The sequence below is a fragment of the Streptomyces sp. NPDC090442 genome, from assembly GCF_044769405.1.
Lineage (GTDB): Bacteria > Actinomycetota > Actinomycetes > Streptomycetales > Streptomycetaceae > Streptomyces.
On record NZ_JBIVXW010000001.1, the window covers coordinates 336285 to 359318 of the forward strand.

Annotated in this window: 18 protein-coding genes; 11 read left to right on the forward strand and 7 right to left on the reverse strand. The window is 72.7% G+C overall.

The annotated features are described in order from the left end of the window. Positions 1-39 precede the first annotated feature (39 nt). The gene (gene cydD / locus ACIQU6_RS01550; RefSeq protein ID WP_403479587.1) at positions 40-3672 is read left to right on the forward strand and encodes a thiol reductant ABC exporter subunit CydD; all 3633 of its coding nucleotides are present in this window, start codon (positions 40-42) and stop codon (positions 3670-3672) included. A 176-nt stretch (positions 3673-3848) separates the two neighbouring features. Beyond that, positions 3849-5525 (forward strand): GAF domain-containing protein, encoded by a 1677-nt coding sequence (locus ACIQU6_RS01555; protein WP_403479650.1) that lies wholly within the window; start codon positions 3849-3851, stop codon positions 5523-5525. A gap of 209 nt (positions 5526-5734) precedes the next feature. Here ACIQU6_RS01555 and ACIQU6_RS01560 read toward each other — a convergent pair whose 3' ends face one another. Further along, positions 5735-6679, reverse strand: a complete 945-nt coding sequence (locus ACIQU6_RS01560; protein ID WP_403479588.1) for an HAD family hydrolase — start codon at positions 6677-6679, stop codon at positions 5735-5737. A 112-nt stretch (positions 6680-6791) separates the two neighbouring features. Between ACIQU6_RS01560 and ACIQU6_RS01565 the strand changes: the two genes are divergently transcribed. The 3 genes from ACIQU6_RS01565 to ACIQU6_RS01575 all read left to right on the forward strand — a co-directional run bounded on the left by ACIQU6_RS01565 (position 6792) and on the right by ACIQU6_RS01575 (position 9441). After that, positions 6792-7688, forward strand: a complete 897-nt coding sequence (locus tag ACIQU6_RS01565; RefSeq protein WP_403479589.1) for an LLM class flavin-dependent oxidoreductase — start codon at positions 6792-6794, stop codon at positions 7686-7688. A 188-nt stretch (positions 7689-7876) separates the two neighbouring features. Then, positions 7877-8776, forward strand: coding sequence for a zinc metalloprotease HtpX (htpX, locus tag ACIQU6_RS01570; RefSeq protein WP_274914585.1), 900 nt, complete (start codon positions 7877-7879; stop codon positions 8774-8776). A gap of 101 nt (positions 8777-8877) precedes the next feature. After that, positions 8878-9441, forward strand: coding sequence for a hypothetical protein (locus ACIQU6_RS01575; RefSeq protein ID WP_403479590.1), 564 nt, complete (start codon positions 8878-8880; stop codon positions 9439-9441). Between the two features lie 163 nt (positions 9442-9604). Here the strand turns inward: ACIQU6_RS01575 and ACIQU6_RS01580 are convergent, their stop codons facing one another. Next, complete coding sequence (locus ACIQU6_RS01580; protein ID WP_403479591.1) at positions 9605-10219, reverse strand: PadR family transcriptional regulator; 615 nt, start codon at positions 10217-10219, stop codon at positions 9605-9607. 186 nt (positions 10220-10405) lie between these two features. Between ACIQU6_RS01580 and ACIQU6_RS01585 the strand changes: the two genes are divergently transcribed. After that, the gene (locus ACIQU6_RS01585) at positions 10406-10996 is read left to right on the forward strand and encodes a hypothetical protein (protein WP_403479592.1); all 591 of its coding nucleotides are present in this window, start codon (positions 10406-10408) and stop codon (positions 10994-10996) included. After that, complete coding sequence (locus ACIQU6_RS01590) at positions 10993-12342, forward strand: carotenoid oxygenase family protein (protein WP_403479593.1); 1350 nt, start codon at positions 10993-10995, stop codon at positions 12340-12342. The genes ACIQU6_RS01585 and ACIQU6_RS01590 overlap by 4 nt, the downstream gene beginning before the upstream one ends. A gap of 112 nt (positions 12343-12454) precedes the next feature. On the opposite strand, the gene ACIQU6_RS01595 is transcribed toward ACIQU6_RS01590, so the two are convergent. The 4 genes from ACIQU6_RS01595 to ACIQU6_RS01610 all read right to left on the reverse strand — a co-directional run bounded on the left by ACIQU6_RS01595 (position 12455) and on the right by ACIQU6_RS01610 (position 17718). Then, entirely contained in the window at positions 12455-13636 is a 1182-nt protein-coding gene (locus ACIQU6_RS01595; RefSeq protein ID WP_403479594.1) for a MerR family transcriptional regulator, read from the reverse strand. 363 nt (positions 13637-13999) lie between these two features. Next, a complete protein-coding gene (locus tag ACIQU6_RS01600; protein WP_403479595.1) occupies positions 14000-14917 on the reverse strand; it encodes a metal-dependent hydrolase in 918 nt (305 codons plus the stop codon). Between the two features lie 108 nt (positions 14918-15025). Further along, on the reverse strand, positions 15026-16756 hold the full coding sequence (locus ACIQU6_RS01605; RefSeq protein WP_403479651.1) for an SDR family oxidoreductase: 1731 nt from the start codon (positions 16754-16756) through the stop codon (positions 15026-15028). Positions 16757-16851: 95 nt separating this feature from the next. After that, on the reverse strand, positions 16852-17718 hold the full coding sequence (locus ACIQU6_RS01610) for a M24 family metallopeptidase (protein ID WP_403479596.1): 867 nt from the start codon (positions 17716-17718) through the stop codon (positions 16852-16854). 246 nt (positions 17719-17964) lie between these two features. On the opposite strand from ACIQU6_RS01610, the gene ACIQU6_RS01615 reads away from it, so the two are divergent. Genes ACIQU6_RS01615 through ACIQU6_RS01630 form a run of 4 tightly spaced genes read left to right on the forward strand, consistent with a single transcriptional unit; the run spans position 17965 to position 21681 of the window. Beyond that, the gene (locus ACIQU6_RS01615) at positions 17965-19023 is read left to right on the forward strand and encodes an ABC transporter ATP-binding protein (protein ID WP_403479597.1); all 1059 of its coding nucleotides are present in this window, start codon (positions 17965-17967) and stop codon (positions 19021-19023) included. Continuing rightward, positions 19020-19913 (forward strand): ABC transporter permease subunit, encoded by an 894-nt coding sequence (locus ACIQU6_RS01620; RefSeq protein WP_403479598.1) that lies wholly within the window; start codon positions 19020-19022, stop codon positions 19911-19913. The genes ACIQU6_RS01615 and ACIQU6_RS01620 overlap by 4 nt, the downstream gene beginning before the upstream one ends. A gap of 55 nt (positions 19914-19968) precedes the next feature. Continuing rightward, the gene (locus ACIQU6_RS01625) at positions 19969-20880 is read left to right on the forward strand and encodes an ABC transporter ATP-binding protein (RefSeq protein WP_403479599.1); all 912 of its coding nucleotides are present in this window, start codon (positions 19969-19971) and stop codon (positions 20878-20880) included. 24 nt (positions 20881-20904) lie between these two features. Then, the gene (locus ACIQU6_RS01630) at positions 20905-21681 is read left to right on the forward strand and encodes an ABC transporter permease (protein WP_403479600.1); all 777 of its coding nucleotides are present in this window, start codon (positions 20905-20907) and stop codon (positions 21679-21681) included. Positions 21682-21770: 89 nt separating this feature from the next. Here the strand turns inward: ACIQU6_RS01630 and mltG are convergent, their stop codons facing one another. Further along, entirely contained in the window at positions 21771-22607 is an 837-nt protein-coding gene (mltG, locus tag ACIQU6_RS01635) for an endolytic transglycosylase MltG (protein WP_403479601.1), read from the reverse strand. Positions 22608-23034: the final 427 nt, after the last annotated feature.

Consider the following 23034-nt stretch of genomic DNA (forward strand, 5'->3'; position numbering starts at 1 on the left):
GCCCCGCCAGGGCGGGACCGGGAGAACGGAAGGTTTCACGTGAAACCGATCGACCCGCGCCTGCTCCGATACGCCCGCGCCACCCGCGGATTCCTCGTCGCGGTGGTGGTGCTCGGGCTTGCCGGAGCGGGCCTGGTCATCGGACAGGCCATGCTCATCGCGGAGATCGTGGTCGGCGCCTTCCAACACGGCCGTCCGCTTGGCGCGTTGGTCACGCCGGTGGCGCTGCTCGCCGCGGTTTCCGTGGGCCGGGGGCTGGTCTCCTGGCTCACGGAGTTGGCCGCGCACCGCGCCAGCGCCTCGGTCAAGTCCGAGCTGCGGATGCGACTGCTCGCGCGGGCCGCGGAGTTGGGCCCGGGGGTGGCGGTCCGCCGCGCCGAGGGCACCGCGGACACCGGCAACCTGGAGCTGAGGACCGGGGAGTTGACGACCCTGGCCACCCGCGGCATCGACGCCCTGGACGACTACTTCGCCCGCTATCTCCCGCAGTTGGGTCTGGCGGTCGTGGTGCCGGTCGCGGTGCTGGCCCGGATCGTCACCGGGGACTGGATCTCCGCGCTGACCATCGTCATCACCCTGCCGCTGATCCCGCTCTTCATGGTCCTGATCGGCTGGGCCACCCAGTCGCGGATGGACCGCCAATGGCGGCTGCTGTCCCGGCTGTCCGGGCACTTCCTCGACGTCGTCGAGGGGCTGCCGACGCTGAAGGTCTTCGGCCGGGCCAAGGCCCAGGCCGCCGCCATCCGCGCGATCACCAGCCAGTACCGCCGGGCCACCCTGCGCACCCTGCGGATCGCGTTCCTCTCGTCCTTCGCCCTCGAACTCCTCGCCACCATCTCCGTGGCCCTGGTCGCGGTCGGCATCGGCATGCGCCTGGTGAACGGTGAACTCGACCTCTACACGGGGCTGATGGTGCTGGTGCTGGCACCCGAGGCGTATCTGCCGCTGCGGCAGGTGGGGGCGCAGTACCACGCCGCGGCCGAGGGACTCTCGGCGGCGGAGGAGATCTTCGCCGTGCTGGAGACCCGGCCGCGGACACCCGGCACCGCGCCCGCGCCCGCGGGCACCGGGCTGTCCGTCGAGGGGCTGGTGGTCCGCCATCCCGGACGCACCGCCGCCTCGCTGCCCGCGACCTCCTTCGAGGTCCGGCCCGGCGAGACCGTCGCCCTGGTCGGGCCCTCCGGCGCCGGCAAGTCCACGCTGCTGAGCGTGGTGCTCGGCTTCACCGAGCCGTCCGAGGGGCGGGTCCGCGTCGACGGGCGGGACATCGCCGGCCTCTCCCCCGACGACTGGCGCCGCCGGATCGCCTGGGTGCCGCAGCATCCGCACCTCTTCGCCGGCTCCATCGCCGAGAACGTCCGACTGATGCGGCCGGACGCCGATGACGCCGCGGTCCGCGCCGCCTTGGACGAGGCCGGGGCGCTGGACTTCGTCGACGCCCTGCCGGACGGCGCGGCCACCCGCCTCGGGGAGTCCGGCGCCGGGCTCTCCGCCGGCCAGCGGCAGCGCATCGCGCTCGCCCGGGCCTTCCTCGCCGACCGCCCGATCGTGCTGCTCGACGAGCCGACCGCCAACCTGGACGGCGAGACCGAGGAGGCGCTGGTCGAGGCCGTCGCTCGACTCGCGGCCGGGCGGACGGTGTTGCTGGTGGTCCACCGGCCGGCGCTGCTGGCGGTGGCCGACCGGACGGTGCGGTTGGTGGCGCCGGAGGAGGGCGCCGGGACGGCGGAGCCGGTGGCCGCTAAGGCGCCGGTGGCCGGCGCCCCGGAGGTTCCGGCCGAGCCGGGCCCGGTGGTGGACTCCGGGGCGGTGCCGGCCGGCGGTGCCGCGCCCGCTCCCGCCCCGGTTTCGGCGTCGCGCTCCGCGTTGCGGCGGCTGCGCGGCCTGGCCCGGGCCCGGCGGGCGCGCTTCGGGCTGGCGCTGCTGCTCGGCAGCCTGGCGCTGGGGTGCGCGGTCGGGCTGATGGCGACCTCCGGCTGGCTGATCTCGCGGGCCTCGCAGGAACCGCCGGTGCTCTATCTGATGGTGGCGGTGACCGCGACCAGGGCGTTCGGCATCGGCCGGGCGGTGTTCCGGTACGCGGAGCGGCTGGTGGCGCACGATGCGGTGTTCCGGATGCTGGCCGATGTCCGGGTCGCCGTCTTCCGGCGGCTGGAGCGCCTGGCGCCGGCCGGGCTCAAGGAGCGCCGCCGCGGCGATCTGCTGTCGCGGCTGGTGGCCGATGTCGACGCGGTGCAGGACTACTTCCTGCGCTGGCTGCTGCCCGTCGGGGCGGCGGTGCTGGTCGGCGCGGGCACCGTCGCCTTCACCGGCTGGCTGCTGCCGGAGGCCGGGCTGATCCTCGCTGTCGGGCTGCTGCTCGCCGGTGCCGCGGTGCCGGCGCTGTCGAGTGCGCTGGCGCGGCGCGCGGAGCGGCGGCTGTCGCCGGCCCGCGGGACGCTCGCCACCCGCGTCGTCGATCTCCTCACCGGGACCGCCGAGTTGACGGTCGCCGGTGCCCTCGGAGCCCGTACGGAGGCGGTGCGCCGCGCCGACCGGGACCTGACCCGGATCGCGTCCCGCTCGGCCGCCGCGGCCGGTGCCGGTGCCGGGCTGTCGGCGCTGCTGTGCGGACTGACCGTGGCCGCCGCCGCGGTGGTGGGCATCCAAGCGGTGCACGCGGGCCGGCTGGCGGGCGTGGAACTGGCCGTCATCGTGCTGGTCCCGCTCGCCGCGTTCGAGGTGGTGGCCGATCTGCCGCTGGCCGCGCAGTACCGCCGGCGCACCCGGCACGCCGCCGAGCGGGTCTTCGAGGTGCTGGACGCCCCGGCGCCGGTCCGCGAGCCGGACGCCCCGGCGCCCGCGCCCGCGGCACCGTTCCCGCTGGTCCTGAACGGGCTGACCGCACGTCACCCCGGCCAGGAGGTCCCGGCGTTGGACGGCGTCGACCTCACGCTCGCCCCGGGCCGCCGGCTCGCCGTCGTCGGGCCGTCCGGCTCCGGCAAGACCACGCTCGCGCAGGTGCTGCTGCGCTTCCTGGACCGGGAGTCGGGGGTGTACACGCTGGCCGGGACGGACGCCGAGGAACTGGCCGGCGACGCGGTCCGGCGGCTGGTCGGGCTGTGCGCGCAGGACGCGCACCTCTTCGACAGCTCGCTGCGGGAGAACCTCCGGCTGGCCCGGCGGGACCGCGGCGACGGCCCAGGCGCCGCGGATGACCGGGACCTCTGGGAGGCGCTCGGCCGGGCGCGGCTGGCGGACTGGGTGCGCGGGCTGCCCGACGGGCTGGACACCATGGTCGGGGAGCACGGCGCACGGCTGTCCGGCGGCCAGCGGCAGCGGTTGGCCCTGGCCCGCGCGCTGCTCGCGGACTTCCCGGTGCTGGTGCTGGACGAGCCCGCGGAACACCTCGACCTGGCCACCGCCGACGCGCTGACCGCCGATCTGCTGGCCGCCACCGAGGGCCGGACGACGCTGCTGATCACGCATCGGCTCGCCGGTCTGGACGCGGTCGACGAGGTGCTCGTCCTGGACCGGGGCCGGGTGGCGCAGCGCGGCACCTACGCGGAGCTGGCCGCGGCCGACGGTCCGTTCCGGCGGATGTTGGAGCGCGAGCGGGCGGTGGACGCGGCGTACCCGCGGATGGTGTCCGCCGGAGGCCGGGAGCTCGCCAGGGTGCCCGCGTCCGCGTGAGGCGGGGCGGGGCACCGGCGCGCGCCGTCGCCCCGCCCCATCGCTCGCCAGGACGGTGTCCCATAACTGAACTTTCCTCGGAAATGGGCCCTTATTAGGCTCGTGGCATGGCAGCCACGGCAGGATCGCCTTCAGACCCCGCGGACCCCGCGCGCAGCGGCGAGCGCCCGGACCCCATGGACGCCGCCACCGAGGCCACCCGCAGCCTCCAGGGACTGTCGTCCAAGCTGACCGCGCGGGTGCCGCAGTTGCTGGAGGCGATGCGCACCATCGGCGCGGGGCTGGACCTGCACATCACGCTGGACCGGATCGTGGAGACCGCCGCCGAGCTCGCCCATGCGCGCTATGCGGCGATCGGGATCATCGACGACGCCCGGGAGGGGTTGTCGGACTTCGTGACCTACGGCGTGACCGGGGAGCAGCACGAGCGGATCGGTGCGCTGCCCGACGGCCACAAGGGCCTGCTCGGCGCGCTGATCCACGATCCGAAGCCGGTGCGGCTGGCCGATCTCACCAGGGACCCGCGCTCGGCGGGGTTCCCGCCGGGCCACCCGCCGATGCGCTCGTTCCTGGGTGTCCCGATCCGCGTCCGGGGCGAGATCTTCGGCAACCTCTATCTGACCGAGAAGCGCGGCGGGGAGTTCAGCGAAGAGGACCTGCACATGGTGCGGGTGCTGGCGACCGAGGCGGGCATCGCGATCGGCAACGCCCGCCTGTACGCGGCGGCCCGGCACCGGGAGCGGTGGATCGACGGCTCGGTGGCGGTGACCACCGAACTGCTCGCCGGTAGCGACGTCGATGACGCGCTCGCGGTGGTCGCCGAGCAGGCCCGGAAGTTGGCGGATTCGGCGGCCGGCATCGTGCTGCTGCCCGACGAGGACGGGGGGTTGGAGATCGTCGCGGTGTCGGCGGACGACCCGACCGGGATCATCGGCACCCAGATCCCGCGGGACAGCCCCGTGACCGAGCAACTCCTCGCCGGTGACCCGGTGTTCGTGGACGATTCGGCCAGCGACCCGCGGATGGTCACCCACCTCGCGCCGCGCTACGGGCCGAGCATGATGCTGCCGCTCAAGAGCGGGGGGCGGGTGCTGGGCACCCTCGCCACGCCACGGGCCCGCGGCGCCCGTCCGTTCTCCGCCGCCGAGCGGACCCTGGCCACGCAGTTCGCCGCACAGGCCGCGCTGGCGCTGGTGCTGGCCGACGCCCAGCGCGACCGGGAGCGGCTGGCGGTCTTCGAGGACCGCGACCGGATCGCCCGCGACCTGCACGACCTCGTGATCCAGCGGCTGTTCGCGACGGGGATGGTGCTGGAGAGTGCCCAGCGCAGAACCGTGGTGCCGGAGGTGGCGGGCCGGGTCGGCAAGGCCATCGACGAACTCGACATCACCATCCAGGAGATCAGGACCGCGATCTTCGCCCTTCAGCAGAGCCCCGCCGAGGCGCCGTCGGGGCTGCAGACCCGGGTCCTGCGGGAGATCGGCACCGCCGCCGTGCCGCTCGGCTTCCAGCCCTCGGCGCAGTTCTTCGGTCCGGTCGATGCCAAGGTCAGCGAACTGGCCGGGAAGAACCTGATCGCCGCGCTGCGTGAGGCGCTGTCGAACGCCTTCCGGCACGCCGGGGCGACCCGGATCGAGGTGGTGGTCGACGCGACGATCAGCTTGCCGGACGGCACCCCCGGAGTCCGGTTGACGGTCGCGGACGACGGGGTGGGGATCACGGAGGGCGGTCGCCGCAGCGGACTGAAGAACCTCGCCAAGCGGGCGGAGTCGCTGGGCGGTTCGAGCACCTACGGGCCCGGGCTGGGCGAGGACGGCGGGGGGACGATGGTGAGGTGGGAGGCGCCGCGGTGAGGGAGCGGGGCGTTGGCCGGCCCGGCACGGTTTCACGTGAAACCCACGCCCTTTTCCGGGAGTTGACGCGTTTCACGTGAAACGGAGCCGCTGGAGAAGCACGTGCCGTTTCACGTGAAACAACTCAACTCGCCCTATCCGCCTGTGGTTTCACGGGAAACCGCTCTTGCCGCTCTCCCGGCGCCTCCCCGGTGGTTTCCGAAGGCGGCTCAACGCTCCTGAAGAATCCGCTCGATGGCGAGCGCCACGCCGTCGTCGTTGTTGGACTCCGTGCGGTGGGTGGTGACCGCCAGCACGTCGGGGTGGGCGTTGGCCATGGCGTACGAGGTGCCGGCCCAGGTGAGCATCTCGATGTCGTTCGGCATGTCTCCGAAGGCAACGACCTCGTCCGGCGCGATACCGCGCTCCGCGCAACATCGGGCGAGGGTGCCGGCCTTGCTGACGCCCAGGCCGCTGATCTCCAGGAGGGCGGTGGGGCTGGACCGGGTGAAGGACGCCAGGTGGCCCGCGGTGGCTCGGGCCAGCGTGAGGAAGGCGTCGGGGTCGAGGTCGGGGTGGTGCGCCAGCAGCTTGAGCACGGGCTGCTCGGCGCCGTCGACCGCCGCGGTTCCCGCGTCCGGTCCGGTTGCCTCGGCGTCGGCCGAGAAGGGGCCGTCCGTGCCGGCGCCGTCCTCCGGAGCGGGGCACGACGGCGCGGTGAAGTCCTCGGAGAGCAGCTCCTCGGCCGGCGCTATCGCCGCGGCCGGGTCGAGGAGGAAGGGCGGGTACCGCGGCTCGTAGTGGATGCCGCCGGTGCGCTCGACGGCGAAGGAGGAGCCGGGGGCCGCCTCGCGCAGGGCGTGGACGACGTCGAGCGCCACCTTCTGGTCGAGGGGGCTGACCTCCACGATCCGGTTGCCCCGGTGCAGATCGACGACGGCGGCGCCGTTCGCGCAGATCGCCAGGCCGTGGCCGTGCACATGGTCGCTGACCACGTCCATCCAGCGGGCCGGCCGCCCGGTGACGAAGAACACCTCGATGCCCGCCTCCTCCGCGGCGGCCAGCGCGGCGATGGTCCGGTCGGAGACCCTCTTGTCGTCGTGCAGCAGCGTGCCGTCGAGGTCGGTGGCGATCAGCCGGATGGGCCGGGGCGGCGTGGCGGAGGCATCAGTCACGGGGTCATCTTCGCGTACCGGTACGTAGGGGCCTGCGGTGGGTGGCCCGCACGAGCCCGGGGGAAGACGCGGCCGGACGGGGTTTCCGCGGGAGCCCCGTACGCTCGGGGACATGCGACTGAGCACTGTGATCCTGCCCGTCCGCCGTTGGTCCGAGGGCGGGAAGGAGGCGTGGCAGCGCGCCGAGGAACTGGGTTTCCACGCTGCGTACACCTATGACCACCTGTCCTGGCGCAGCTTCCGCGACCTCACGTGGTTCGGCGCCCTCCCGACGCTGACCGCGGCCGCCGCCGCGACCTCCCGGATACGCCTGGGCACCCTCGTCACCTCGCCGAACTTCCGCCACCCGGTCACCCTCGCCAAGGAACTGATCTCGCTGGACGACATCAGCCAGGGCCGGGTCACGCTGGGCATCGGCGCCGGCGGCAACGGTTTCGACGCCACGGCGCTCGGCCAGGAGCCCTGGTCACCGCGTGAACGGGCCGACCGCTTCGCCGAGTTCACCACCCTGCTGGATCGGCTGCTGACCCAGGACGCCGTCACGTACGAGGGCACGCACTACTCCGCCGACGAGGCGCGCAATGTCCCCGGCTGTGTGCAGCGACCGCGGCTGCCGTTCGCGGTGGCGGCCACCGGCCCCCGCGGGCTGAAGCTGGCGGCCCGCCACGGCCAGGCGTGGGTGACGACCGGCGACCCCAAGGTCTCGAACGCGGGCGGCACGCCGGCCGAGTCCCGTGACGCCATCCGCCGGCAGATCGAGGGGCTGGCGAAGGCGTGCGCCGACCAGGGCCGGGACCTCGGTGAACTGCGGAAGATCATGCTGACCGGCTTCACGCCGGACCAGCCGTTGGATTCCCTGGACGCCTTCGTGGACTTCGCCGGCCGGCACGCCGAGTTGGGCATCGACGAGCTGGTGATCCACTGGCCGATCGCCGATTCGATCTTCGCCGCCGACCCGGCGGTCTTCGAGCGGATTGCCACCGAGGGGCTGGCGCAGCTCGGCTCCTAGCGGTACATCCACGACGTCAGTCCGTGCGCCCTGGTTCACCTCGGGATCCGGCCGAGGCTTTACCCGGTATATAGCCATCAAGAGGGAGAATTAGGGCAGCGGCGCAGTGTGTGGGGCCCGGCGCGCGCGAGGACGGCGTGTGACCGGGCCGGGGCACTGCGCGAAGTGCGGTGCGTTGTGGAGGAGCCATGGCACAGACCCGATTCGCCCCGGACCGGGGGCTGACCTCGCGCATGGTCATGACGATGTTCTTCATCGGACTGCTGTACGTCGTGGTCGTCAGCGCTCTGGTGGTGCTGCTCAAGGGCGCCTGGGTGGTGGTGCTGCTGATCGCGGGGGCCATGTTCATCGCGCAGTTCTGGTACAGCGACCGGATCGCGGCCTTCAGCATGGGCGCGCGCGAGGTCACGCCGGAGCAGGCGCCCGAACTGCACGGCGCGGTGGACCGGCTGTGCGCGCTGGCCGACATGCCCAAGCCGAGGGTGGCGATCGCCGAGTCGGACGTGCCGAACGCCTTCGCCACCGGCCGTAACCAGAAGAACTCCATGGTCTGCGCCACGACCGGCCTGCTCAGGCGGCTGGAGCCGGAGGAACTGGAGGGCGTGCTGGCCCATGAGCTCTCCCATGTCGCCCACCGCGACGTCGCGGTGATGACCATCGCCTCGTTCCTCGGCGTCCTGGCCGGCATCATCACCCGCGCCGCCCTGTGGAGCGGTGTGGGCCGCAACAACCGGGACCAGAACGCCGCCATCGCCGTGCTGGTCGTCACCGCCGTCAGCGTCGTCGTCTACGCCATCAGCTTCCTGCTCACCAGGCTGCTCTCGCGTTACCGCGAGCTGTCCGCGGACCGCGCCGCCGCGCTGCTGACCGGCCGCCCCTCGGCGCTGGCCTCCGCCCTGACGAAGGTCACCGGTCAGATCGCGCGGATCCCGACCGAGGACCTCCGCAAGGCCCAGCCGTTCAACGCCTTCTACTTCGCCCCGGCGTTCAACAAGGAGAGCTTCAACCAACTGCTGTCCTCGCACCCCACGTTGGAGCAGCGGCTCGACCAGCTCGGCCGGATAGCGGCGGAGTTGGGGCGGCCGTGAGCGGCAGCGCCCGGCGGGACGACGGAGGACGGCGGGTGGGATGTTTCCCGTGAAACATTCCGCGGAGCCAACGCAGCAACGGATCAAGGAGTAAGCCGCGCATGGGATTTCTGGACGCCATCCTCGGCCGCAGCAAGCCGGTACGCCCGGATCTGGACCAGCTCTTCGCGCTGCCGTCGGCCGCGGTCACCCTCCAGGCCGCGGCCGAATTCACCCCCACCGGGCTCGGGTCGGTGTGCTTCGCGAGCGTGGAGGGCGGCGCCTTCTCGCGGCTCCAGGAGGAGGCGCGTGCGCTCCTGGACGGTTCGGTGGAGTTCACGCAGGACGCCTACGGCTATACGTGGCTGCTGGTGCGGCACGCGCCGGAGGACGTGGCGGGCGTCGTCAACGACCTCCACGCGGTCAACACCTCCCTGGAGGAGGCGGGGTTCGGGCCGCAACTGCTGTGTTCGCTGCTCGGCTTCCGCGATGCGCGGCAGCGGTCGCTGGCGCTGGTCTACCTCTACAAGCGCGGCACGTTCTACCCGTTCGCGCCCCGGCCCGATGGTGGGGAGAAGCGCGACAATCCGCTCGAACTCCAGGTGCGGGCGATGCTCGGGAACGACCTGACCATCGAGAAGGACCTTGCCCGGTGGTTCCCCGTGTGGGGGGCGCCGGGACTCTGACCCGCCTGCCGTTGCCGGCGACCACTTCCACCCACTCCGCCAGGGAGAAGGGGGGTCCGTGCCGCGCGGCCGCTTCGGGTGGCTCGGTGACCGGCACCCAGTCCCGTGCGTCGAGGGCGATGCCGATCCGGTCCGGCGTGTGGCGACGCGCGTCCGGCGCGCCTCACTCCGTGGGGGGCGGCTCCGCCTCCGGCCCTCCGTCCCGGGTCTGCCGTCCCCCGTCGTGCTGCGCGCGGGCCAGTTCGCTGGCCTTCTCGGCCTTGGCGCTGGTCACCTCGTCGGCGGCCCAGCGGGCCCACTCCTCCATCGTCGCGGTCATCCGCAGGCCGTATTCGAGCGCGATCCGCCCGTAGACGGAGATCATCTCGTCGTCCCACTCCGAGGTGCGGTCGACCTCCTCGTATGCGGTGCGCTCCTGGGCGGCGTTCTCGGCCCGGGTGAGCAGATACGTCTGTGCCTCAAGCGGCGTGAGGATGCCGAGGAAGAACACCCGCAGCAGGCCGTCGTGGCGCTGGACGCCGGTGGGCGCGACATCGGTGAGCCAGTGGCGCAGCTCGGCCAGGCCGTCGTCGGTGATCGCGTATTCCTTGCGACCGCGCGGACCGTGGGCGGTGACCTCCACCAGGCCGGCCGTCGTGAGCTTGTTGAGCTCGCCGTACACCTGGCTCTGGGTCGCCGGCCAGACGCTGCTGAGCGAGGCGTTGAACAGCTTCATCAAGTCGTAGCCGCTCGCCGGGGATTCGGAGAGCAGACCCAGCACCGCGTGTCTCAGGCTCATGACGCGCACACTACCTTCCACAACTGACACGTCAAAGCTGGACTTTCCAATCTCGACATGTCACAGTTGGAATGTCGCTGGGGTGGGGAGGATCGATCCCGGGGCTTGCGTTGCGGTCGTGTTCGCGGCCCGGCGCAGGAATGACGCAGCCGTCGACCGTGGCCGGTCGCGAACAAGGGGGGAATCATGAGCTATCTGCGGGGCTTCGTGCCGTGGCTGGTCTTCGCGGGGGTGTCCGCGATCGGCTGGCAGTGGGGGGCGCTCGCCGGGCTGTTGGCCTGCGTGGTGCTGCTGACAGCGGACCGCGCCGCGGGGTTCTCGCTGGAAGCCCGGCTGCTGGAGTACGGCACGCTCCTCTACTTCGCCGCCCTCTCCGTCCTGGCCTTCACCCATCCCGACAGTGCCCTCAAGGCATACAGCGGCGCACTCTCGATGGGTTGGCTCGCGCTCGTCTCCTGGGCGTCGATCGCCGTCCGGCGCCCCTTCACCGTGGCGATCGCCCGCCGCATGGCCCCGCCCGAGGTCTGGCACACCCCGTTGTTCCGCCGCGTCAACGTCGTGATCACCGCGGCCTGGTCCCTGTCCTTCACGCTGTCCGCGATCGCCCAGGCGGTCATAGTCGCCGAGGGCCTGGGCCCCGTCTTCTCGATCCTCGTGCAGATCGCCGGGTTCGCCCTTCCCGCCCGCTTCACCGCCGCATACCCGGAGCGCGCCCGGGCCCGCTTCCTGCAACGGTCCGGCACTCAGCTCGACATCCAGAGAGGTATCGCCGCATGACCACCACACCGTCCACCTCGGCCTCCGAATCCCTCGCCCCGCCACCGCACTTGGCCGGCAACTTCGCCCCGGTCACCGACGAACTGACCGCCTACGACCTCCCGGTCACCGGTGCCATCCCACCGGAGCTCACGGGGTGGTACCTGCGCAACGGCCCCAACCCGCGGGACGCCGCCAGCCCGCACTGGTTCTTCGGGGACGGCATGGTCCACGGCGTGCGTCTGGAGGGCGGCCGGGCCATCTCCTACCGCAACCGCTGGGTCCGCACCTCGACGTTCACCGACGCCATCCGCGTCGTCGACGCCCAGGGGCACCGCGATCTGGCGGCCGGCTCGGCCAACACCCATGTCGTCCGGCATGCCGGACGCACGCTGGCGCTGGTCGAGTCGTCCTTCCCCTGCGAAATCGACTGCCGTCCGGGGCACGAGCTGGAGACCCTCGGCCCCCACGATTTCGGCGGCCGGCTCACCACCGCCATGACCGCCCACCCCAAGACCTGCCCCGTCACCGGTGAGCTGCACTTCTTCGGCTACGGCAGCGGAGCGCCGCCCTATCTGACCTACCACCGGGCGGACGCGGCAGGGGAGTTGACGGTCAGCCGGCCCATCGAGGTGCCCGCCGCCACGATGATGCACGACTTCCATCTGACGGCCCGCCATGTCGTCTTCATGGACCTGCCGATGGTCCACGACCGCGGCCGCCCCGGCATGCCGTACGGCTGGGATCCCGAATACGGGGCCCGCCTGGGGGTGTTGCGCCGCGACGACCCCTACGGCGAGGTCCGCTGGCTGGCCATCGACCCCTGCTATGTCTTCCACTCGCTGAACGCCCACGACGACGGCGACCAGCGGATCGTCCTCTACGTATCCCGGTACGCCACGCTGGACGCCCCGGCGCCGCCCTGCCTGTGGCGCTGGACGATCGATCTCGCGGCCGGCACCGTGACCGAGGAGCAAATCGACGACCGGGTGGGCGAGTTCCCCCGGATAGACGACCGGCTCGCGGGTCAGCCCGCCCGCTTCGGCCATGTCACCGCCGCCGAGGCCCCGGGGACGGGCGCGATACCCGGGGCCCTGATCCGCTACGACCTGTGGACCGGCGCGACGGCCCGCCATGACTTCGGCCCGGGCCGCGTCCCGAGCGAGGCGGCGTTCGCCCCGGCCGACGACCGGCCGGGCGGACCGGGTTGGCTGATCGCCTACGTCTATGACGCCACCACCGACACCAGCGATCTGGTGATCCTCGACGCGGAGGACGTCAGCGCCGGCCCGGTCGCCACGGTGTCCCTACCCCGCCGGGTGCCTTACGGATTCCACGGCAACTGGCTCCCGGATCCGGCCGCTTGAGAGAACCCGTCGGGGTGGCCGGGCGGGCGCGGTGTCCGGCTCGATCCTTGACAACTGGAGAGAGAAGCAGGCGGGGCACGGCCGGCGGCCGCGGTTGGCCGCCCGGGGCAGCTCAGCGTCCCGGGGCGTCCCCCGCCCCGGTCCCGGGGCCGCGCGCTTCGGCGGCCAGGGCGTCCATGGCGCGGGCGTGCACCTCGCGCTGTGCGGCGGCGGCGATAAAAGCGGCGGCGTTCCCCGGACCCACCAGATCACGCACCGCCCGAACCACCTCGTCGGGCAGCAGCACGGCTTCCGAGCCGGTCGCGGGACGGGGGTCCGCGACGGGACCGGAGGCCGGGGCCTTCATGGGGCGGGCCTCCGGGAGAGGGCTGGCCGTTGCCTCGGCCGCCCAGGAGCCGCGCCCGGCCTCGGCCCGCTCAACGGACCGTGCGCTGTCGCCCGGCTCGTGGGATGCCGGCGCGGCCGGGCACCGGGCGTCCGTGGCGGTGCGGTCGTCGTCCGGTCCGTTCGGCGCGGTGGCGACCGGATCCCGTTGGTCGGGGGGCAGGGCCTCCGTCAGGTGGTGGCGGATGTATCGGCTGGCCAGTGTGCGCATGGCGCGGGCGAGTTCGGCGTCGACGGTCTGCTGGGCCAGCGGGCGCAACCGCCGCACCAGCGTCGTGGCCTCCGCCGCCTCGGCCTCGGTGGGCGGGTGGTCCAGGAACGCCTGGAAGACGTGCTTGGTGGTGAAGTCCAGGAAACGGGAGGCGATGTGCTCCACCTGGCCGCGCAGCTCCCGCAGATGCCCGGAGATCGCCAACAGCGGGACGCCCGCCGAGTACAACTCGACGGCGACGGCGAGCTCCTGCGGGCTGGGGACCAGGAACTCGTCGTCCCGCCCGGGCACGGGCACGAGCACGCTCAGCTCGACGGCCTCGGCGACCGCCTGTTCGTTCGGGGCACCACCGAAGGCGGTGTCCAGGTCGGTTCGGCTGACGCGGGTCGGCTTCTCGTCCGTCCACGGTCCGTCGATCTCGGCGACCAGGCCCAGGACCCCGTCGAGCCCGCGTCCGGCGTCCCAGGCTTCGAGGAGCTCCTTGATGCTGGCGAGGGTGTAACCGCGGTCGAGCAGGTCGGCGATCTGGCGCAGCCGGGCCAGATGGGCGTCGCCGTAGACGTTGGCGCGGCCGCGCCGTTCGGGGCGGGGCAGCAGCCCCCGGTCCTGGTAGGCGCGGATGGTGCGGACCGTGGCGCCACTGAGATGGGCCAGGTCCTCGATGCGGTACTCGGCCGTCGGCGGCGGCTCGGTGGTCACTGCGGTGCTCCTTACGGGGCGGCCACCTCGTCGGGGTGGCCGTGGGCCGGTCAGCCATCCCCGGGTGGTGGCGGCAGGGCGGTTGCCTACGGGGTGGCCGTGCCGGAGGCCGGGTGGGCCACGGGCGCTGGCCCCGCCACGGGCGGCCTCGGCATGGGCCGGGTCTGGCGGTGCCACGATACGGCCGCCGCGGGGACCCGGGCGGGGCGGCCGCGGCTGCGTTACGGGTGGCCGGCCACGGCGTAAGCCCGCCCGTTACGGCCGGGCCGGCCCGTCACGGCTCCGGCCCGCCCGCAGCGCCCGGCCCCGGCCACCCACGTCCCGGCCCGCAGGCCGCCGTACCGGAGCCGGAGCGTGCGCGCGTCACGGCAGAGCCGCGCGCCCCACCGCGCCCGCTGCGGTGCGGGCGGCCGGGGAGGAGGCCAGGTAGGCGATGGCGGCACGGAGCGAGCCTTCCTGGGAGGGGTGGTAGGAGCGCCGGAGGTAGCGGGGGACCGCCGCGCCCAGTTCCCGCCAGGTGGGCAGCAGGCCCTTGCGGGCGGCGCGGTTGTGCTGGCGCAGCGAGTAGCGGGCGCGCGTGGCCAGTTGGGGATCGCGGCGTAGGAGGTAGGCCGCGCCCCAGGCCCAGAGGTAGAGCAGGACCGGCGCCGTCACGGCCATCGCCAGGGCCCGGCGGGCGTAGCGGGCGGGTTCCTCGCCGCCGGTGTGCTGGTACATGTCGAAGGCGACCGCCCGGTGTTCGACCTCCTCGGCGCCGTGCCAGCGGAGCAGATCGAGCATCACCGGGTCGGGGGCGACGCGGTCCAGGCCGTCGGCGGCCAGCACCCAGTTGCCCAGCACAGCGGTGAACTGCTCGATGGCGGCGATCAGGGCGAGCCGGAAGCGCAGCCACTCCCGCTCGGGCACCGGGGTGCCGAAGGGAGGCCGCTCCCCCAGGAGGTACTCGAAGAGGAAGTCGACGTGCCGGGTGTAGGGGGCGGTGTCGAGGCCCTGGTGGGCCAGGTGGTCCAGGACGTAGGAGTGCTGGACGCTGTGGGTGGCCTCCTGGCCCATGAACCCCTTGACGTCCTTGAGGAGTTGCTCGTCCCGGACGAGGGGGAGGGCCTCCTTGAAGACCTTGACGAACCACCGTTCGCCGGCGGGGAGCAGCAGGTGCAGCACATTGATCACATGGGTGGCGGTGGGTTCGTCCGGTATCCAGTGCAGCGGTGTCTCGCGCCAGTCGAAGGCGACCCGGCGGGGCGCGATGGGGTGGTGCTCCTGGGGGCGGGGCGTGCTCATCAGCGGCTCCTGACGTGCGGGTTCTCCTGATCGTGGGCGTGGGGCGGGCGTTCGGGCCGGGGCGGCCCGAACGCACACCGGGTGCGGGCTGTGGGTCGAGGGGGCCGGCTACAGGGGCGGTTCGATGCGGGCGAGGGCCCGCAGCGCCCGCGGCGTGAAGCGGGACAGCAGTCGGGCGCCGTGCGCCTCGGGCGTGACCGGGACCACCGCCTGGTTGCGGACGACCGCGCGCAGGATCGCGTCGGCGACCTTCTCCGGCGGGTAGTTGCGCTTCCCGTACATCCGCGCGGCCTTGTCCTGGCGGCGCTTCTCCTCCTCGGCGGAGACGCCGGTGAAGCGGGCGGTCCCGGTGATGCTGGTGTTGACCAGCCCGGGGCAGATGGCGGTGACGCCGATGCCCCGGCCGGCGAGTTCGGCGCGCAGGCACTCGCTGAGCATCAGGACGGCCGCCTTGGAGGTGCTGTAGGCGGGCAGGATCCGGGACGGCTGGAAGGCGGCGGCCGAGGCGGTGTTGACGATGTGGCCACCCTGGCCGCGGTCCGCCATCCGCCCGCCGAAGATCCGGCAGCCGTGGATGACGCCCCACAGGTTGACGTCCAGGACCTTCTTCCAGTCCTCGGCGGTGGTGTCCAGGAAGGAGCCGGACAGACCGATGCCGGCGTTGTTGACCAGCACGTCCACGGGGCCGTACTCGGCGTCGACCTTGTCGGCCAGCTTCTCCATCGCCGCCTCGTCGGAGACGTCGACGGCCTCGCCCCACGCCTCCGGTGCGCCGATCAGCCGCGCGAGCTCGGCGGTCCGGGACGCCCCCTCCCCGTCCCGGTCGACGGCGATGACCCGCGCGCCGGCCTCCGCGAAGGCGAACGCGGTGGCCCGGCCAATGCCGCTGGCCGCGCCGGTCACCAACACCAGTTGGCCACCGAAGCGATCGGCGTACGGGCCGGTGGCCACGACGCCCTTCGCCGGATCGCCCTCCTCCTTGGCGGTGATGAACTCACCGATCCAGGCGACGAGTTGGTCGGGGCGGGTGCGGGGCACCCAGTGCTTGGCCGGGAGCGTGCGGCGCACCAATTGAGGCGCCCACTGGTCGAGATCGTCGTAGAGCCGCTGGGAGAGGAACGCGTCCCCGGTCGGGACGATGAGCTGGACCGGGCAGTGGGCGTAGGCGTCGGCGCGGGGGCGGCGCAGCCGGGCGCGGACGTTGTCGCGGTAGAGCCAGGCGCCGTGCGCCGCGTCGGTGGGGAGTGACGCGGTGGGGTAGTCGCCGTCGGGCACCTTCTCCACCCGCTGGAGGATGCTCGACCAGCGCTTGCCGAGCGGGCCCTTCCAGGCGAGCTCGGGGAGCGCGGGTGTGTGCAGCAGGTAGACGTACCAGGACTTGGCTCCCTGGCCCAGCAGTTGGGCCGCCCGCCCGGGGGTGGGGCGGGCCATCCGCTTCTTGATCCAGTGGCCGAAGTGGTCGAGGGACGGCCCGGACATCGAGGTGAAGGAGGCGATCCGACCCTCCGTGCGCCGCACGGTGGCGAACTCCCAGGACTGGACGGAGCCCCAGTCGTGGCCCACGAGGTGGACCGGCCGATCGGGGCTGACCGCGTCCGCCACGGCCAGGAAGTCGTCGGTCAGCTTCTCCAGGGTGAAGCCGCCGCGCAGCGGCCGCGGCGCGGTGGACCGGCCGCAGCCCCGGACGTCGTAGAGCACCACGTGGAAGCGCTCGGCCAGGCCGCGGGCGACCTCGGACCACACCTCCTTGCTGTCCGGGTAGCCGTGCACCAGCACCACCGTGGGCCGGTCCGGATCGCCGAGTTCGGCGACGCACAGTTCGATCCCGCCGGTGCGCACCCGGCGCTCCCGGGCCTCCGGGAGCCCGGCGGTCGTCGCCGTCCCCCCGTCCGCCCGTTCGCGGCCCTGCTGTGCGTCCCGTCCACGTCCCGTCTTCACGCGGCCTTCTCCTCCTGCCAGCGCCGCACGTGCGGCAGATCGTCGTCCAGCCAAAAGGCGCTCTCCTGCGGGTCCTTGGAGTCCGTCACGACCAGGATCTCCTCGAACTTCGCCCCGGTGCCCCGGAAGCCGAGGTGGGGCTCGACCGCCCACAGGCCGGGCTGCGGTGGGTGGTCGGAGAAGCGGTACGGGCTCCACAGCGGGGACCAGCCCTCCCGGTGGCCGTGCAGCGCGTCCGAGGCGAGGCCCTTGAGGGACTGGGTGCCGAACCCGAAGAGGGTGGGGGACCAGCGGCGCTGCCGGACCCGGTCGACCTTGTGCGCGATGACGCCGAAGGGATAGGCACGGTGGCGGTTGGCGTACCCCTGCCGGATCATCAGCCGGTCGACGTCCTGGTAGATCTCGCGCAGCGGGCGTCGTTCGCGCACCTCGCGCAGGATCAGTTCGCGGTGGGCCTCAAGGTCGGCGAGGAGCCGGTCGTGCAGGGGGTTGAGGCCCAGGCAGCCGGAGTAGCCGATGTCGGCGGTGAAGCCGTTGTGCACCGGTGCCATGTCGAGGATGAACGGCATCCCCGGTTCCAGTTGCCGGTTGGTCGGGAAGAACTGGAGCGGCACGCGGAAGTCGACGAACGCGGTGCGGTCGCCGAACCACGCGAACGGCAGGTGGAACCAGTCCTGCACGCCGCGCTCGCGCAGCCACTCGCGCTGCATCCGTGCCGCGGCACGCTCGGTGATCCCGGGCTTGAGCTGGGCGGCCACCGCTTCCGCGCAGGCGTAGGCGAGCCGTTGGACCTCCCGGAATCCCCTGAGCTCGGTGGTGAGTCCTCCCGTTGCTGCTGCGGTCGCTGAGGTGACTGAGGCCATCGCCAACCGTCCGTCCGTGAGCGGTCCATTGCGGTACGTGCCCGTAACTTGCCACTGATGAATGTGACAATGACCGGCGGCTGCGTCAAGGGGTGTGCGCCGACGTGGCCGACGACACGGCGCACCCCTGAGTCCGACTGCCGCTGGAGCATGAGAACCCCTACGGGTTCGTCGTACCGGAGTGGTACGCGAAGACCACCGCTGGGGTTGACGACGGGTGTGGTGGGTGCCACTACCTTCGAACACGTGACTGTGATCGTGACCGAAAGCCTGACCAAGCGGTACCCGAGGGTGACCGCGCTGGACCGGCTCTCCGTGGACATCGCCCCCGGCGTGACGGGCCTGGTGGGTGCCAACGGTGCCGGCAAGTCGACCCTGATCAAGATCCTGCTCGGTCTGGCCCCGGCCACCGAGGGGACCGCCCGCGTCCTCGGGCTGGACGTGACCAAGGACGGCGGCACCATCCGTGAGCGGGTCGGCTACATGCCCGAGCACGACTGCCTGCCGCCGGACGTCTCGGCCACCGAGTTCGTGGTGCACATGGCGCGGATGTCCGGCCTGCCGCCGACCGCCGCCCGGGAGCGCACCGCCGACACCCTGCGCCACGTCGGCCTCTACGAGGAGCGGTACCGCCCCATCGGCGGCTACTCCACGGGCATGAAGCAGCGGGTGAAACTGGCCCAGGCGCTGGTGCACGACCCGCAGTTGGTCTTCCTGGACGAGCCGACCAACGGCCTGGACCCGGTGGGCCGGGACGAGATGCTCGGCCTCATCCGGCGGGTCCACACCGACTTCGGGATCTCGGTCCTGGTCACCTCCCACCTCCTGGGGGAGCTGGAGCGGACCTGCGACCACGTCGTCGTGGTCGACGGCGGCAGGCTGCTGCGGTCCTCCTCCACCACGGAGTTCACCAAGGTCACCACCTCACTGGCGGTGGAGGTCACGGACACTGACGCCCACCCGGACGGCACCGGCGCGCTGCGCGCCGCGCTGACCGCGGCCGGCGCCGCGGTGACCACCGGCGCCCCCGGGACGGAGGGGCTCGCCTCCCCCGGGCACGTCCTCTTCGTCGAGGCGTCCGGGGACGGGACGTACGACCTGGTGCGGGACACCGTCGCCGGGCTCGGGCTGGGCCTGGTGCGGATGGAGCAGCGCCGGCACCAGATCGCCGAGGTGTTCCGCGACGCGGACGCGCAGGCGGCGGCAGGGGCGCGGCCGCAGGCCGGTGCCGCGCAGGAGAGCAACGCGACGGCGGGGCGGGGCACCGATCGCCCCACCACCGTGGGCGGAGGGAACGCAGGATGAGTACGGAAACCACGCCGGGCGGCGCCTACATCCACAACATCGGCTACCGGCACTACGACGGCCCCCGGTTGGGCCGCGGCTACGCCCGGCGGTCGCTGTTCTCGCAGAGCCTGCGCGGCGCCTACGGCATCGGGCGGTCGGCGAAGAGCAAGGTGCTGCCGATGCTGCTCTTCGCGGTGATGTGCCTGCCGGCCGGCATCCTGGTCGCGGTGACAATGTTCACCAAGGCCCACAGCCTGCCGCTGGGTTACACCGAATACGCCGTCTACCTCCAGGCCGTCATCGGCCTCTACCTGGCGTCCCAGGCCCCGCAGTCCGTCTCCCGCGACCTGCGCTTCAAGACCACGCCGCTGTACTTCTCCCGGCCGATCGAGCGGGCCGACTACGTCATGGCGAAGTTCGCGGCGATGGCGAGCGCGCTGTTCCTGCTCACCGCCGCGCCGCTGGTGATCCTCTATGTCGGGGCGCTGCTGGGGAAGTTGGACTTCCTCGACCAGACCAAGGGGTTCGGGCAGGGGCTGGTCAGCGTGGCGCTGCTGTCGCTGCTGTTCGCCGGCATCGGGCTGGTCGTCTCGGCGCTCACGCCCCGGCGCGGGTTCGGCGTCGCCGCCGTGATCGCCGTGCTCACCATCCCGTACGGCGCGGTCAGCGCGATCCAGGGCATCGCCACCCTCCGGGGCAGCGACGGCGCCGTCGGCTGGCTGGGGCTGTTCTCGCCCATCACCCTCGTCGACGGCGTGCAGGCCACGTTCCTGGGCGGCAGCAGCTCCTTCCCCAACGGGCTGACGCCGTCCACCGCCGCCGGGTTCGTCTCTCTCCTCGTCTCGCTGCTCGTCATAGCCGGCTGCTACGGCCTGCTGATGCGCCGCTACCGGAAGGCCGGACTGTGACCGCCCGCCCCTCGCCGTCGCCCGAAGACCACCCCTCAAGGAATGGGCTGCGCCCATGAGCACTCTCAGCATCGACCACGTCTCGCGCTGGTTCGGCAACGTCGTCGCCGTCAACGACATCACCATGACCATCGCCCCCGGCGTCACCGGCCTGCTCGGCCCCAACGGTGCCGGCAAGTCCACCCTCATCAACATGATGGGCGGCTTCCTCGCCCCCTCCAACGGCACCGTCACCCTCGACGGCACGACGGTCTGGCGCAATGCCGCCAGCTACCGCCACATCGGCCTCGTCCCGGAGCGCGAGGCGATGTACGACTTCCTCACGGGCCGCGAATTCGTCCTGGCCAACGCCGAGTTGCACGGCCTCGGCCGGGCCGCGGCGGCCCGGGCGCTGGCCACGGTCGAGATGGAGCACGCTCAGGACCGCAGGATCTCCACGTACAGCAAGGGCATGCGGCAGCGGGTGAAGATGGCCTCCGCGCTGGTCCACGACCCGTCGGTGCTGCTGCTCGACGAGCCGTTCAACGGGATGGACCCGCGGCAGCGGATGCAACTGATGGAGCTGCTGCGGCGGATGGGCGACGAGGGCCGCACGGTCCTGTTCTCCTCGCACATCCTCGAAGAGGTCGAGCAACTGGCCTCGCACATCGAGGTGGTGGTGGCCGGCCGGCATGCGGCCTCCGGCGACTTCCGCAAGATCCGCCGGCTGATGACCGACCGCCCGCACCGCTACCTCGTCCGGTCCGACAACGACCGGGCGCTGGCCGGAGCGCTGATAGCCGACCCCTCGACGGCCGGCATCGAGGTGGACGTGGTGGAGGGCGCCCTGCGCATCCAGGCCGTCGACTTCGGCCGGTTCACCGAACTCCTGCCGAGGGTCGCCCGCGACCACGGCATCCGGTTGCTGACCGTCTCGCCCTCCGACGAGTCGCTGGAATCGGTCTTCTCCTACCTCGTAGCGGCCTGAGGCCAGAAAGGAGCCCTGAGGCACATGTCCACGACCTCTCCCGCGGCCCCGCCGGCGCCCGCCGCCGCGCCCAAGGCCGCGCTCTTCCACCCGACCGTCGCCCGGCTCACCTACCGGGCGCTGCTCGGCCGGCGCCGCGCCCTGATCCTCTTCGCGCTGCCCGCCCTCCTGGTGGCGATCGCCCTGGTCGTCCGGGCGTTGACCGGCGCCGACGACGCCACCGCCGGCGGCATCCTGGGCGGCTTCGCGCTGGGCACGATGGTCCCGCTGATCGGCGTGATCGCGGGCACGGGCGCGATCGGCCCGGAGATCGACGACGGCTCGGTGGTCTACCTCCTGGCCAAGCCGGTCCGCCGCTCGACGATCATCGTGACCAAGCTGCTGGTCGCGATCGGGGTGACCGTCGTGTTCTCGGCGATACCGGTGCTCGTCGCCGGCTTCGTCCTGAACGGCAACAGCCAGCAGATAGCCGTGGCGTACGCGGTGGCTGCGGCCATCGCCTCGGTCGCCTACAGCGCGCTCTTCCTGCTGTTCGGCACCATCACCCGGCACGCCGTGGTCTTCGGCCTGGTCTACGCCCTGGTCTGGGAGGCGTTCGTGGGCAACGTCGTGCCCGGTGCGCGGACCCTCAGCATCCAGCAGTGGGCGCTCGCGGTGGGGCAGAAGGTCGGCGCCGACGGCGCGTTGAGCTCCGCGGTCCAACTGCCGCTCGCCGTCTGCCTGCTGGTGGCCGTCACCGGCGCCGCGACCTGGTACGCGGCGCGTCGGCTGAAGGCCCTGACGCTGGCCGGGGAGGAGTAGGCGCGCCCCGCCCGGACGGGCGATCGTCCGGGCGGCGCCGGGTGCGGGCCGGGCCCGCGGCGTCGGGCGGGCCGCGGGTGGCCGGACGGCTATTCGCCGGCGGTGGTGGTGTTGCCGGAGCCGCCGGTGGCGCCGTTCTTCTGGCCGTTGTTGAACTCCTGCACGTTCCGTAGGTGTTCCTGGTAGTTGGCGGTGAAGCGGGTGTCGCCCGGTTTGACGGTGACGAAGTAGAGCCAGTCGCCGGCGGGCGGCGCGGCCGCCGCCTTGAGCGCGTCGGCACCGGGGTTGGCGATCGGGGTCGGCGGCAGGCCCTCGAACTTGTAGGTGTTGTACGGGCTGTTGGTGCGGGTGTCGGCGTGGGTGGTGTGCAGCGTGCTGCGGCCGAGCGCGTAGTTGATCGTCGAGTCCATCTGCAGCGGCATGTTCCTGGCGAGCCGGTTGTCGACGACCCGGGCGACCTTGCCCATGTCGGCCGGCCGGTCCGCCTCGGCCTGCACGATGCTGGCGATCACCACGGTGCGGTACTGGGTGATGCCGTCGGCGGTCAGCCGCTGGCCGGCGGTCTTGACCATGTAGGAGAGCAGCGACTCCGGGGTGGTGTCCTTGCGGAGGGGGTACGTCGCGGGGAAGAGGTAGCCCTCGGGGTTGCCCTTCGCCTCGGCGGGCAGGTCGAGGTGCGCGGTCTTGGCGGCCCGTGCGGTGGTGCCCTGGGGCACGTGCAGGGCCTGGTCGACGGAGGCGTAGATCTGAGAGGCCCGCTGGCCCTCCGGGACGGCGAGCTGACCGTACTGCCGCTCGCGCAGCAGCCGCGGCACGATCAGCACGGCGAGGACGACCACGACACACAGAACGGCGACGAGAAGGAGCCAGCCGGTGCGGGAGAGCCGCGGTCCGGGCCGGCGACCGGCGTGCTGAACATCGCTCATGGGGGCACGGTAGGCCAGCCGGCTGTGAAGCGGCACGGTCACGTCGCGTGGGAGCGCGGCGGGTTCTCCGGGCCGGCCGTCCGCTGATCGAACCCCGGCCCGGGCTCGACTACCACGCAGGGTCGCGCCGCGCTCACCACCCGCGGCTAGACCGTTGGTGGGGCGGCGGGAAGAAGGGCGTCAGCGGTGGGACGGCGGGGGCAGTGGGAGACCTGGGGGACGAGTGGGGCGGCCGCCACCCCAGGCGGTCGCCAGCCCCCGACGCGGATCCGGGCCCGGCCGTGGATCCGGACCCGGCCGCGAAGCCGAGCCAGGCCACGACGCCGGGCCCGAGGCAGCCTGCCTTACCGATCCGGGTCAGCTCGCCCCCAGCGCGAGGGGCACAGACGGCGGGCAGGGCGGGCAGGGCAGGCAAGGCGGGTAGCGA